Source organism: Silanimonas algicola, assembly GCF_054777375.1.
The window spans coordinates 210,928-222,575 of sequence record NZ_BAAHAS010000001.1 but is presented as its reverse complement, the minus strand read 5'-3'; the positions used below and the strand labels follow the sequence as shown (position 1 = coordinate 222,575).

The window sequence follows — 11,648 nt, the reverse complement described above, 5'->3', positions numbered from 1 at the left end:
GGCTCAAGCCGTTGCGTCGTTCTTGTCCTTGAAGCGGCAGAGGTCGCGCACCGGGCAGGCGCCGCAAAGGGGTTTGCGCGCCTTGCAGACGTAGCGGCCGTGCAGGATCAGCCAGTGGTGGGCATCCTGCTTGAATTCGGCAGGCACGACCTTCACCAGCTTCTTCTCGACGGCATCGACGGTGCCGCCGGGTGCGAGCCCCGTCCGGTTTGCGACGCGGAAGATGTGCGTGTCAACCGCGATCGTCGGCTCGCCGAACGCGGTGTTGAGCACGACGTTCGCGGTCTTCCGCCCGACGCCCGGCAGGGCTTCCAGCGATTCGCGGTCGCGCGGCACCTCGCCGCCGTGCTGTTCGACGAGGATGCGGCAGGTGGCGATGAGGTTCGCCGCCTTCGCGTTGTAGAGGCCGATGGTGTTGATGTAGCCCTTCAGGCCGGCTTCGCCCAGCGCGAGGATGCCCGCGGGGGTATTGGCGACGGGGAACAGCCTGCGCGTCGCCTTGTTGACGCCGACGTCGGTGGCTTGGGCCGAGAGCAGCACCGCGGCCAGCAGTTCGAAGGGCGTGGTGTATTCGAGTTCGGTCGTCGGCTGCGGGTTGAGCTCGCGGAGGCGACGGAAGAAATCGACGCGGTCGGCGGGTTTCATCGCGGGCATTCAGGTCTCCTTCGCGGGCAGGGCTTGGCCGGTCGCCGCGCGCGTCGCCAGCCAGCGCTGCCGACCGGCGACCAGCAGGGCGAGCAGGAAGAAGGCGCCCACCGGCAGCGTGGCGAGCAGGAAGCCCCGGTAGCCGGGCAGCAGCGTCCACTCGAGCTGGGGCAAGCCCAGCAGCGCGCCGGCTCCCGCGAACAGGGTGCCGCGGCCGAGGGCCTCGCGCAGGCCGCCCAGCACCAACAGGACGACGAGGAAGCCGGCGCCGACCGCGAAGCCGTCCAGCGCGGCACGCCGCGGATCGTGGCGCGAGGCGAAGGCTTCCGCGCGGCCGAGCAGAGCGCAGTTGGTGACGATCAGCGGGATGAAAAGGCCCAGCACGCCGTGCAGCGCGGGCAGCCAGGCGCGTATCGCCAGCTCGATCGCGGTGACCACGCAGGCGATCACGGTGACGAACACCGGGATGCGCACGTCCCGACCGGTGACGCCCCGCAGGGCGGCGATGGCGGCGTTGGTGGCCGTGAGTGCGAGCATCGTCGCCAGCCCGAGGCCCAGCGCCGAGACCATCGAGTTGCTCACGGCGAGCAAAGGGCAAAGGCCCAGGAGCTGGACCAACGCGACGTTGCCGCTCGACAGGCCGTACTCGAGGATGGTGCGCGGGCTGGTGCTCATCGCGCCGGATCCTGCCGGGGCGGTGTATCGCGGAAGGCGAGCGTCTCGCCTGTAGGTGCCCCTTCCAGCGCGTCGCCATGGGACTCGACGAACTGGAGTGCGCGTTTCACCGCCGCGACCACGGCGCGCGGTGTGATCGTCGCGCCGGCGAGCTGGTCGAAGGCTCCCCCGTCGCGGTGGACCCGCCAAGCGTCCACGGCGGGGTCGCGTAGCGAACGGCCTTCGAAGCGGGTGATCCACGGTCCGCGATCGATATCGATGGGATCGCCGAGGCCCGGCGTCTCGCGGTGGTCGACGACACGCACGCCAATCACCCGGCCCTGCGTATCCACCCCGATGAGCAGGCGGATGTCGCCGTTGTAGCCGTCGGGCGCGACGGCTTCGAGCAACAGGGCCTGGAGCACGCCGTCGCGGCGCGCGCGACGGACGGCGAGCGCGTCGTCGCTACCGAGCCATGCAGGGGCCACCACGTGGATGCGTTCGGCCTGCGGGTCGTTGTCGAAATCCGCGGGCAGCAGGGCGGCGAGTGCGCGCAACTCGGCGGCGCGCTGCTGTTCGGCAATCCGCACGGCGGTGAGCGCCCGCAGGGCCAGCAGTCCGCCAAGGCCGAGTGCACCAACGACGGCAAGGATCAGCGCGCCGCGGCCAAGATCGCCGAGCCACGGATTCATGGCGCGCCTCCCGGCCGTTCGCCGAGCCAGCGCGGCCTCGCGAGCCGATCGATCAGCGGCGCGGCGGCATTCATCAGCAGGACCGCGAAGGCCACGCCGTCGGGGAAGCCGCCCCAGCGGCGGATCGCCAGCGTCAGCAGTGCCACGCCGGCGCCGAAGAGCAGGCGGCCGCGGGGCGTCGTGCAACCCGACACCGGGTCGGTGGCGATGAAGAACGCGGCGAACACCAGCGCGCCGGAGAAAAGGTGGCTCAGCGGGCTCGGGTGCGTGTCGGCGTCCCACAGCCAGAACGGGAGCGTCACCAGCACCGCGGTGCCGAGCACGGCGACGGGCGTCTGCCAAGGAATCACCCTTTTCCAGAGCAGGAACAGCCCGCCCAGCGACCAGCATCCGACCACCCACTCCCAGCCGCGGCCTCCCACGGTGCCGAAGACCGGGCTTTCGCGGATCTCGGACAGCGCATAGCCCTGCATGGCCTGCTGGCGCAGGAGGTCCAGTGGTGTCGCCTGCGCCAGCGTGTCCCACTGCCCGGGGGCGATCCAGCGCGAATACTCGAGCGGGAAGGCCATCACGACCACCGCCACCCCGACCATCGCCGGGTTGAAGGGGTTGTGGCCGATGCCGCCATACAGATGCTTCGCCACCACGATCGCCGCCGTGACGCCAACGAGATTCATCCACCAGGGCGCGGTCGGCGGCAGGCACAGCGCGAACAGGGCCGCCGTCAGCGGTGCCGTCAGGTCCGTGAGGGCCGGCTTCAGCGCGGCGCCGCGCACGGCCAGCATCGCCGCTTCCAAGGCCATGGCGAAGAGCACCGCCAGCGCGATCTGCCCCAACACGCCCGGGCCGAAGAACACCGTCATTGCGGCAATGCCGGGGAGCAGCGCCAGCAGTACGATGCCCATCGTCATGGGCACGCTGCGGGCAAGGCGCAGCGAGGGCGTGCCGGGGTCGCGGAACGCGCGCGGACTCATGGCGGGCCACCGCGCTTGGCGCGGGCTTTCGCCAGAGCGGCCGCCGCGGCGCTGGAGACGCGCTTCACCCGCTGTGCTTGGTGCAGGGCGGCCTCGTCGGCTTCACGCTGGAGGCGTTCCACGCGTCGCTCGAAGCGCAGCTTGGCGGCCTCGGCCTGCAGGCGCTGGTGCTGGCCGAGGCGTGCCGCTTGCCGGGCTGCGACAAAGCCGCCGGTCAGCGGGATGGCGCTCGGGCATACCGCATCGCAAGCCCCGCATTCAATGCAGGCTCCAAGGCCCAGGGCGAGCGCGCCGGGCAGGTCGCCGCCGTCGGAGGCCTGCAGGCGGGCGTGGAGCAACTGCGGCTGCAGCCTCGCGGGGCAGGCGTTTCCGCAATCGCCGCAGCGGATGCAGGGGCGGGCGGGACCCTGGCCGGAGGGAACACCACGCCATGCGGTAAGGGCGATGGTCGTCTTGATCACCGCCACCTCGTCGTGCGGCAAGGCCACGCCCATCATTGGACCGCCAGCGCGCAGGACCTCGGCGTCGTCGCGCCAGCCGCCCACGGCGGCGCCCAGGTGCGAGGCCGGGGTGCCGAGGGCGACCTCGAAGGTGGCGGCGCCGGCTGCGCCGTCACCGCCGACAGTGACGAACCGGGAGACCAGCGGTTCGCCGAGCGCCGCGGCCCGCCATGCAGCGGCTGCGGTCGCAACGTTCTGCACCAGCACGCCGAGGTCCCGCGGCAGGCCGCCGTCCGGGATCGATTCGCCCGTGAGGGCCTGGATGAGCTGGCGTTCGCCGCCGGCCGGATAGCGATCGGGCAAAAGGACGAGTTCGACCGTCGACGATGCCGCGCCGCGTTCGGCCATCGCCGTGATGGCCGTGCGCACCGCCGGCACGGCCGAGGCCATGCGCTGTTCCATCGCCAGCACGACGCGCGCTGCCCCGCAAAGGCGGGCGATCAGGCTACCGCCCGCAAGCACCGTGTCGGCGCGCTCGCGCAGCAGTGCTTCGTCGCAGGCCACCACGGGTTCGCATTCGGCGCCGTTGAGGATGAGCAGCCGATGCCCCGTTGCCAGCTTGTCCGCCGTGGGAAACCCCGCGCCGCCGAGGCCGACAAGGCCGGCGTCGGCCAAGCGCTGGCGCAGCGCGTCGAGGGCGGTGGTCGACGGATCGAGCCGCGGCATCCGGACGGACGACGCCGCATCGTCTTCGCCCGAGGCCCATGCTTCGGCGGCGTCCGCGTCGACGTCGATCACCACGTGCATCGCCTCCGGCGTGCCCGGCAGGGCCACGGGCCCGCGTTCGAGCGCGACGACGAGGCCCGCGGCCGGCGCATGCACGTCCGCGCCGAGGCCGTTCGCCGGGCGGCGGCCGATGCGCTGGAAGCGCTGCACGCGGTCGCCGGCACCCACGCAGGCTTCGGCCTCCGCTTCGGCGTGCTGCAGCAGCGGCACGCGCAACCGGGTGGGAAGGGGCAGGCGCCTCACCGGCCCCGGCGCGGGCTTCATCGCCGGCAAGGCGAGGCCACCGAAGAAACGATGCAGGCTCATCGATGCCCGCCCATGCGTGCAGGCCGCCGTGCGCTCAGCGGCCGGTGAAGCTGGGCTTGCGCTTGGCGAGGAAGGCGCCCGTGCCTTCCTTCATGTCCTCGGTCGAGAACGCGATGGCGAAGCCCTGCGTTTCGTAGTCGAGGCCGACGTCGATCGGCGATTCGCCGCCGATCAGCACGGCGTCGAGGATGCCGCGCAGGGCCTGCGGGGCCGCGTTCGCGAGCTGCTCCGCGATGGCGAAGGTGGCGGCGTCGAGTTCCGCCGCCGGCACCACGCGGTTGACGATGCCGAGCTGCACCGCGCGCTCCGCGCCGATTGGCGCGCCGAGCAGGCAGAGTTCGAGCGTGGCTGCGCGGCCAGCGAGGCGCAGCAGGCGCTGCGTACCGCCGAAGCCGGGGATGAGGCCGAGGTTGATCTCGGGCTGGCCGATCTTCGCGGTGTCGGCGGCGATGCGCAGGTGGCAGGCCATGGCCAGCTCCAGGCCACCGCCGAGCGCGAAGCCATTGAGCATGCCGATCACCGGCTTGCCGAGGCGCTCGATGCGGGTCATCAGCGCCTGGCCGTGGCGCGAGAAATCGCGCGACTGCACCGGGCTCAGGCCGTTCATCTCGGCGATGTCGGCGCCGGCCACGAAGGCCTTGGGGCCGGCGCCGGTGAGCACCACCGCACGCACGCCGTCATCGGCCGCCGCCGCGGCGAAGGCGGCGTGCAGGTCGGTCAGGGTGGCATGGTTCAGGGCATTGAGTTTGTCGGGGCGGTTGACCGTGATGACACGCACCGCGCCGCGGTCTTCGGTTAGAAGGGTGTTAAAGGTCATGCGCACTCCGCGCCGGCTGTGGATAAGTGGGTCTGCGGGCCCGGAATGTCAGTGGCGATTCAGGCCCCCGGTCGCTATTCTACGTCGCCCTCGAGGCCGTCCCACGGCCTCGATTCTTTTTGAAGCTGGAGACTTGAATGATCGTGCGCGTCCTCGCTGTTGCCCTTGCTGCCGCCGTCGCCACCGTCGCGACCGCCCAAGCCCCCGCTCCGCAGGCCGCGGCGGCCCAGCAGGCGCCGCTGCCCCAGCCCGACAAGAACACCCTGAGCTACGCGCTCGGCTATGACGCCGGCCTTTCGATCGTCAACGCCAAGGCGGACGTCGACATGAACCAGGTCATCCGCGGCCTGCAGGACGCCTACAACAAGCGCAACGCCGCCTACACCGAAGAGCAGATGGGCCGCGCCGTGGCGTGGCTGCAGCAGAAGCTGCAGACCGAAGCCCGCACCCAGTTCGAGACCGCGGCGCGCGAAAACAAGGCGAAGTCGGACGCCTTCCTGGCCGCCAACCGGGCCAAGCAGGGCGTGACCACGCTGCCCTCGGGCATCCAGTACCGCATCATCGACACCGGCACGGGCGCCCGCCCGACGGCGACCAGCGAAGTGCAGATGCACTTCCGCTATTCGCTGCACACCGGCCAGGAGCTGGCCAACACCTACGCGTCGCCGAACGCGCAGCCGGCCACCTTCAAGATCGACCAGTTCCCGCTCGTCGGCATCCGGGAAGTCCTGCCGCTGATGCCGGTCGGCTCGCGCTGGGAAATCTTCCTCCCGGCGGACAAGGCCTTCGGCAATGACCCGCGTTCGCCGGTCGGCCCGGGCCAGGCCCTCGTGTTCGACCTGAAGCTCGTCAGCGTCAAGTAATCCCGACGCTCGCGGCATCGGCAGGGCGTCGCTCCGGCGGCGCCCTGTTTGTTTCCGGAACCTTGAATGTCCACGCCAACCCTCACCCCTTGCATCGGCATTTGCAGCCTGGACGCCTCGGGTTTCTGCGAAGGCTGTTTCCGCACCGGCGACGAGATCGCCCGCTGGTCGCTGATGGCCGACGCCGAACGCCAGCGCCTGATGGATGAAGTGCTGCCGGAACGCGAGTCGCGACTCGCCGGCTGACGCCTCCATGCCGACCCGCCATCCGTTCGAACGCGCGCTCCTTCCGCTCCATCCGGCGCCGGCGGCCTCGCCTTGGAACCTCGAGCAGCTCGTCGATCTGCTGCCGCCCGAGCCGCTGCGCCCGGCCGCGGTGCTGGTGGGCCTGCGCGAGCACGGCAGCGGTACCACGGTACTGTTGACGCGCCGCCAGGACGCGCTGCGGCACCATGCCGGCCAGATCAGTTTTCCCGGGGGGCGCGTCGATCTCGCCGACGCGGGGCCGCTGGCGGCGGCAATCCGCGAAACCGAGGAAGAAGTGGGGCTGCCCGCCACCAGCATCGAGCCCGTCGGCTGGCTGGATCCGTACGCGACGATCACCGGCTTCCACGTGTATCCGCTGGTGGCGCGCATCGACCACGAGCATCCCCTGCATCCGAACGCCGACGAAGTGGCCGAGGCCTTCGAGGTGCCGCTGGATTTCCTGCTCGATCCGAGCAGCGCGCGTGACGTGGCCATGGAGTGGCGCGGCCGGGCGCGACTGCTGGTGGAGTTCCAGTGGCGCGAACACCGCATCTGGGGCGCCACCGCCGCCATGCTGGTGAACCTGCGAGAGCGTTTGCAGGCCGCATCGGCGGGTTGAATACTCCGGCTCCTGCCCACGGAGCGCCGCGATGGCCACCATGAACGAACCGTCGCCGCTGATCGACGTCGAGAGCCTGCGTGCTCGCCTCGGTACGCCGGCTCTGCGCGTGCTCGATGCGCGCTTCGATCTCGCCGATCCCGAAGCCGGGCGTCGCGCCTTCGCGGCATCGCGGATCCCCGGTGCGGTGTACGCGCATTTGGACGACGACCTGTCCGACCACGCTAAGCCCGCTTCGCACGGCCGCCATCCCTTGCCCGATGCGAAGCGGTTCGCGACCACCCTGGCCCGCTGGCGCATCACGCCGGCGACGCCGGTGGTCATCTACGACGGCGGCAGTGGTGCCATGGCGGCGGCGCGTGCGTGGTGGCTGCTGCGCTGGATGGGCCATGCCGACGTGCGCGTGCTCGATGGCGGCTTCGCCGCGTGGACGGCCGCGCATGCTCCCGTCATGACGGAAGACGCGACGCCCGTTGGAGCCGACGACACGGCGCGCGACGCACCCGCCGGGGGCTGGCATCCGGGCAGCGCACCGACCTTGGACGCCAATGCCGTGGCAACGCGCGGTGCCTCCGTCGTCCTCGTCGACGCCCGGGCCAGGGAACGCTTCCGCGGCGACGTCGAACCCCTCGATCCGAAAGCCGGGCACATTCCCGGCGCCCTCAACCGCCCTTTCGGCGAAAACCTCGAGGCTGGCCGCTTCAAGCCGGCGCCGCAGCTGCGGGACGAGTGGCGCGCGCTGTTGCCCGAAGGCGCCACGCCGCTGTTGACGTGTGGATCGGGCGTTACCGCCTGCCACAACGCGCTGGCGCTCGTGCATGCCGGTTGGCCGATGCCGGTGCTGTTCGCTCCATCGTGGTCGGGCTGGGTGAGCGAGCCTTCGCGGCCGGTGGCCACCGGCGACTGAAACGGTCATCCCCGCGCAACGGGTGCGTCACCGCGCGTCGCCACGCTGTTGGGCTTTCGGCAGTCGGATGGCGCGATGCGTGGCTTTTCTCGTTGGCGTGGCGTGTTCGCGGGCCTGCTGCTCGCTGGGGCGTTGATGGTGCAGGCGCAGGCTCCAGCAGGTGCCGCGCGGGTTTGCCTCTCCGGCTCGAACACCGTCGGTCAGCGCTTGGCGCCCGAGCTGGCCAAGGCGTGGGCTGCCCAGCAGGGCTGGCGTTTCAACGGCCAGCACGCGCCCGCCCTCGACGAATCGCGGCTGCACTTCACCACGCCGGAAGGCCCGCTCGTCGTCGACGTGCTCGCCCATGGCACCAGCACCGGTTTCGCCGCCCTGCGTGACGGCGATTGCGACCTGTGGATGGCCTCCCGCGCGGTGCGCGAGCAGGAGGTGCAGGGCGCACGGCTGATCGGCCCGCTCTACGAGAAAGGTTTGGAGCACGTCATCGCGCTCGACGGCTTGTCCGTGATCGTGCATCCGGGCAATCCCGTCTCGGCCCTGACCGTCGAGCAGGTCCGCGCGCTGTTTTCCGGGCGGGTGCGCGACTGGTCGCAGTTCGGTGGCGTGCCCGGGCCGGTGGTGCTGCATGCCCGCGACGACCGCTCCGGCACTTTCGACACCTTCCAGTCGCTCGTGATGGGCGAGGCGGCCCTCAGTCCGGCCGCCACGCGCTATGAATCGACCGAGCAGCTGGCGGCGGCGGTCGCGGCGGACCCGCAGGCCATCGGCTTCGTCGGCCTCGCCGGCGTGGGGCGTGCCAAGCCGTTGGCCCTCTCGGAGCGCGGCACCGTGCCGATGGCGCCGACGACGCTCAGCGTCGCCACCGAGGACTACGTGCTATCGCGCCGCCTGTTCCTGTACAGCACGGCGCACCCGCGTGCGGAAGTGCAAGCGCTCATCGATTTCGCGCTGGGGCCATCGGGCCAGCAGGTCGTCGCCGACGTGGGCTTCGTGCCGCAGGACATCCGCGCGCTCGACCAACCGCCCCCGGTGCATGGGGAGTACCGCGCGCTCGTCGCCGGGGCGCGTCGCCTGAGCCTCAACTTCCGCTTCGGCGAGGGTGTGGCCGTGCTCGACAACAAGGCCGTGGAGGACATCGAGCGTTTGTCCCGCTTCATGGCCGGAGCGCGGCAGCGGGGCCACGAGCTGCTGCTGATCGGGTTCGCTGATCGTTCCGAAACGACGCCCTACCTCGCGCTCTCGCTGAGCAACGATCGCGTCGACCTCGTGGCCGCCGAGCTGAGGACGAAGGGGCTGCGCGTGGCCCGCCAGCGCGGGCTGGGGCAGATCGCGCCGGTGGCCAGCAACGACACGCGGCAAGGCCGACTGCGCAACCGTCGTGTGGAGGTGTGGATCCGTCCGATCGGCGCCGCCGCCGCGGTCGGCGGGCAGCGCTGAGGTCGCGTCGATTACTTCTTGAGCTTCGCCACCAGGGCGTGCAGCGCGTCCTGGGTCGCCTTCGCGAACCAGCGGTCGACGAAGCCATCGAGCTCGTCGTCGCTGAAGCCGTCGAGCGCCGCGTGGAGATCGGCGCGAGCGATCTTGCGCGTCGTCAGCATCGGCTCGCGGGGCAGGGCGGCCAGCTCGCCGAGCCAGTGCAGGCCGCGCGCGGTGACGTGGTCGGCGTCGGTCAGTTCGTCGACGAGGCCGATGGCCAGCGCCTGTTCCGATTCGATCATCGCGCCCGCCACCATCAGGCGCTCGGCGCGGTGCGTGCCGATCACGCGGCGCATCAGCACCTGGATCGCGTCCGGCACCACCAGCCCGACCTGCGTTTCGTTGAGGCCGATGCGGTAGGCGCCGCGCGCCATCACGCGGTAGTCGCAGCACAGCGCCAGCACGCAGCCGCCGGCCGGGCTGTGGCCGCCGATCGCGGCGACCACGGGCACGGGGCAGTGGGCGATGGCGCGCGCGGCGGCGAAGAAGCCCGACCACGCGGCGGTGAGGCCGGCGCGGTCGAGGCCCAGCAGGTGCGGCACGTCGAGTCCGCCGGAGAAGACCTTCGGCCCACCCGAGAGAACGACGCCTTCGACGCCGTGCAGCTGCGCCGGTGAGAAGGCCGCGGCCAGCGCGGCGAGCAGTTCCGGGTTCAGGGCATTGACGGGCGGCCGCGCGAGGCGGATTTCGAGCACGTTGCCGTGGGCGATGCGTTCGAGCATGGGGGGTGTCTCAGTCGAGGGTGATGTCGGCGGCCCAACGATAGCGCACGGTGTAGCGCAGCACCGTCTCGCCGCCCGCCGGCAGGCGGACGTCGGCTTCGATGCGCTGCGCGTCCTTCTTGCGGAAGCGTTCGCCGCCTTCGACGAGCTGCCAGTCGGTCCAGCGCGGCAGGCGGTCGCCGAGGCGCACGGTGGCCTCCGCCGGCTTGGCGTTGCGCAGGGTCCATTCGACGGTTTCGGTCATCGTCCGTCCGCTGCGGTCCAGCTGGAAATCGACCGCGCGGCGCTCGGCCGTCACGTCGAAGGCGCCGCCGAGATCGAGGTCGAGTTCGCGGCCCGCCGCGGTGTGGCCGAGGTCCGCCTCGCCGAGCAGTTCGGTGCCGTCGAAGGCGCGCAGACGGCCGGCGGGCAGGGGCACGCCAAGCCCGGCGGCGCGATCGTTCTTGAACACGAGGCGCGAGCGCACCGGCACCTCCCCGTCGCCGCCAAGCTCGCGATGGATCATCGGCCGATCCGGCATCCAGTCGCCGTCGTTGCGCACCGCCACGAGACGGCGCTCGCAGGGCACGTCGGCCGCGGCCTTGATCAGCGGCAGGCGCTGCAGCGAGCCATCGGGCAGGTCGCCGGTGCCGGGCAGGGTGTAGCGGTGGTTCTCGCCCGAGGCCGACACCGAGGGTGCGCCTTCGTCGGCCATCATCTTGGCCTCCGGCGGCGCCGCGGCCGCGCGCAGCATCGTTCCACTCACCTGGATCACGTCGACGCGGCGGTTCGGTTCGCCCGCCACCAGATCCAACGCGACGTCGTCGAAGTCGACGCCCGATCGGTTCGCGACCATCGCGTGGCCCTCGAGGGCCATCCGGCAGCCGGCGCCGTTGCCGCGCAGCACCGCCCGGTACTCGGCGCGCCAGGCGAGCCCGGCCGTGGCGTAATCGAGGCGGGCGTCGCGTTCGGCCGGCGCGTCGACCAGGAAACGCAGGGTGGGGCGTGCCACCAGGCCGCCGGGCGGCTGGGCCATCGTGAAGCCGCTGTAGCCCGACAGCACGCGCAGCTGCCCGTTCGCCTCCCGCAAGGTGAGGCCGTTGCCCACGGCGACGAGGGTGCCGGTGTATTCGCGCACGCCGGTGGCGAGGTTCTGCTCGACGGTGATCGTTCGGCCCACGGCGCGCTGCAGCAGCTGGGCGTGGTCGGCGGTGGCGAAGTCGTAGCGCTGGCTGCGCACCGCCACGCCGTCGCCGATGAGCTGCACGGTGGACGGGTCGAGCGCGAGCGGCAGGTCGTCGATCGACCACTCGCCGGGCGTCACGCGCACCGGTCGCTGCACCAGGGCGTAGCCGGCCTGCGCGCTGCCGCCGCGGGTCTGGCTGACGGCATCGAATCCACCGCTGTACACGGTCAGGCGTTGCGGCGCGGCGGCGGTCATCGAGGCAACTCCCAGCGAAAGGGCGACGGCAAGGGTGGTGGGGGCAGTGCGGACGCGCGGAAAGGGCATGGGGGACTCCGTCGT

The 11,648-nt window shown here is 71.5% G+C and carries 11 protein-coding genes and 1 pseudogene; 4 read left to right on the top strand and 8 right to left on the bottom strand.

The annotated features are described in order from the left end of the window. Nucleotides 1-3 precede the first annotated feature (3 nt). Genes nth through ACYVAK_RS01115 form a run of 6 tightly spaced genes read right to left on the bottom strand, consistent with a single transcriptional unit; the run spans nt 4 to nt 5,314 of the window. The gene (nth, locus tag ACYVAK_RS01140; RefSeq protein WP_461058598.1) at nt 4-645 is read right to left on the bottom strand and encodes an endonuclease III; all 642 of its coding nucleotides are present in this window, start codon (nt 643-645) and stop codon (nt 4-6) included. 9 nt (nt 646-654) lie between these two features. Then, nucleotides 655-1,320 (bottom strand): electron transport complex subunit RsxE, encoded by a 666-nt coding sequence (gene rsxE / locus ACYVAK_RS01135; RefSeq protein ID WP_461057134.1) that lies wholly within the window; start codon nt 1,318-1,320, stop codon nt 655-657. Next, nucleotides 1,317-1,991, bottom strand: coding sequence for an electron transport complex subunit RsxG (gene rsxG, locus ACYVAK_RS01130; protein ID WP_461057132.1), 675 nt, complete (start codon nt 1,989-1,991; stop codon nt 1,317-1,319). The genes rsxE and rsxG overlap by 4 nt, the downstream gene beginning before the upstream one ends. Then, nucleotides 1,988-2,965, bottom strand: a complete 978-nt coding sequence (locus ACYVAK_RS01125) for an RnfABCDGE type electron transport complex subunit D (RefSeq protein WP_461057130.1) — start codon at nt 2,963-2,965, stop codon at nt 1,988-1,990. The genes rsxG and ACYVAK_RS01125 overlap by 4 nt, the downstream gene beginning before the upstream one ends. Further along, on the bottom strand, nt 2,962-4,497 hold the full coding sequence (rsxC, locus tag ACYVAK_RS01120; protein ID WP_461057128.1) for an electron transport complex subunit RsxC: 1,536 nt from the start codon (nt 4,495-4,497) through the stop codon (nt 2,962-2,964). Before rsxC ends, ACYVAK_RS01125 begins: the two co-directional genes overlap by 4 nt. Nucleotides 4,498-4,531: 34 nt before the next feature. Further along, the gene (locus ACYVAK_RS01115) at nt 4,532-5,314 is read right to left on the bottom strand and encodes an enoyl-CoA hydratase/isomerase family protein (RefSeq protein WP_461057126.1); all 783 of its coding nucleotides are present in this window, start codon (nt 5,312-5,314) and stop codon (nt 4,532-4,534) included. A gap of 137 nt (nt 5,315-5,451) precedes the next feature. Here ACYVAK_RS01115 and ACYVAK_RS01110 point away from each other — a divergent pair, with 137 nt between their 5' ends. The 4 genes and pseudogenes from ACYVAK_RS01110 to ACYVAK_RS01095 all read left to right on the top strand — a co-directional run bounded on the left by ACYVAK_RS01110 (nt 5,452) and on the right by ACYVAK_RS01095 (nt 9,383). Next, the gene (locus ACYVAK_RS01110) at nt 5,452-6,177 is read left to right on the top strand and encodes an FKBP-type peptidyl-prolyl cis-trans isomerase N-terminal domain-containing protein (protein ID WP_461057124.1); all 726 of its coding nucleotides are present in this window, start codon (nt 5,452-5,454) and stop codon (nt 6,175-6,177) included. A gap of 66 nt (nt 6,178-6,243) precedes the next feature. Next, nucleotides 6,244-7,042: pseudogene (locus ACYVAK_RS01105) on the top strand (NUDIX hydrolase). A 40-nt stretch (nt 7,043-7,082) separates the two neighbouring features. Continuing rightward, on the top strand, nt 7,083-7,949 hold the full coding sequence (locus tag ACYVAK_RS01100) for a sulfurtransferase (RefSeq protein WP_461058596.1): 867 nt from the start codon (nt 7,083-7,085) through the stop codon (nt 7,947-7,949). A gap of 75 nt (nt 7,950-8,024) precedes the next feature. After that, complete coding sequence (locus ACYVAK_RS01095) at nt 8,025-9,383, top strand: substrate-binding domain-containing protein (protein ID WP_461057122.1); 1,359 nt, start codon at nt 8,025-8,027, stop codon at nt 9,381-9,383. A gap of 11 nt (nt 9,384-9,394) precedes the next feature. On the opposite strand, the gene ACYVAK_RS01090 is transcribed toward ACYVAK_RS01095, so the two are convergent. Next, nucleotides 9,395-10,144: an enoyl-CoA hydratase/isomerase family protein gene (locus ACYVAK_RS01090; RefSeq protein ID WP_461057120.1), complete on the bottom strand. Its 750-nt coding sequence runs from the start codon at nt 10,142-10,144 to the stop codon at nt 9,395-9,397. Between the two features lie 10 nt (nt 10,145-10,154). Continuing rightward, nucleotides 10,155-11,633, bottom strand: coding sequence for a DUF4139 domain-containing protein (locus tag ACYVAK_RS01085; RefSeq protein ID WP_461057118.1), 1,479 nt, complete (start codon nt 11,631-11,633; stop codon nt 10,155-10,157). Between the last annotated feature and the right edge of the window lie 15 nt (nt 11,634-11,648).

Excerpts from the sequence above, each read along its gene's own strand:
- rsxC (WP_461057128.1), bottom strand. The coding sequence starts at position 4,497 with ATGAGCCTGCATCGTTTCTTCGGTGGCCTCGCCTTGCCGGCGATGAAG.
- ACYVAK_RS01090 (WP_461057120.1), bottom strand. The coding sequence starts at position 10,144 with ATGCTCGAACGCATCGCCCACGGCAACGTGCTCGAAATCCGCCTCGCG.
- rsxG (WP_461057132.1), bottom strand. The coding sequence starts at position 1,991 with ATGAATCCGTGGCTCGGCGATCTTGGCCGCGGCGCGCTGATCCTTGCC.
- ACYVAK_RS01085 (WP_461057118.1), bottom strand. The coding sequence starts at position 11,633 with ATGCCCTTTCCGCGCGTCCGCACTGCCCCCACCACCCTTGCCGTCGCC.
- ACYVAK_RS01115 (WP_461057126.1), bottom strand. The coding sequence starts at position 5,314 with ATGACCTTTAACACCCTTCTAACCGAAGACCGCGGCGCGGTGCGTGTC.
- rsxE (WP_461057134.1), bottom strand. The coding sequence starts at position 1,320 with ATGAGCACCAGCCCGCGCACCATCCTCGAGTACGGCCTGTCGAGCGGC.
- ACYVAK_RS01095 (WP_461057122.1), top strand. The coding sequence starts at position 8,025 with ATGCGTGGCTTTTCTCGTTGGCGTGGCGTGTTCGCGGGCCTGCTGCTC.
- ACYVAK_RS01125 (WP_461057130.1), bottom strand. The coding sequence starts at position 2,965 with ATGAGTCCGCGCGCGTTCCGCGACCCCGGCACGCCCTCGCTGCGCCTT.
- ACYVAK_RS01100 (WP_461058596.1), top strand. The coding sequence starts at position 7,083 with ATGAACGAACCGTCGCCGCTGATCGACGTCGAGAGCCTGCGTGCTCGC.
- nth (WP_461058598.1), bottom strand. The coding sequence starts at position 645 with ATGAAACCCGCCGACCGCGTCGATTTCTTCCGTCGCCTCCGCGAGCTC.
- ACYVAK_RS01110 (WP_461057124.1), top strand. The coding sequence starts at position 5,452 with ATGATCGTGCGCGTCCTCGCTGTTGCCCTTGCTGCCGCCGTCGCCACC.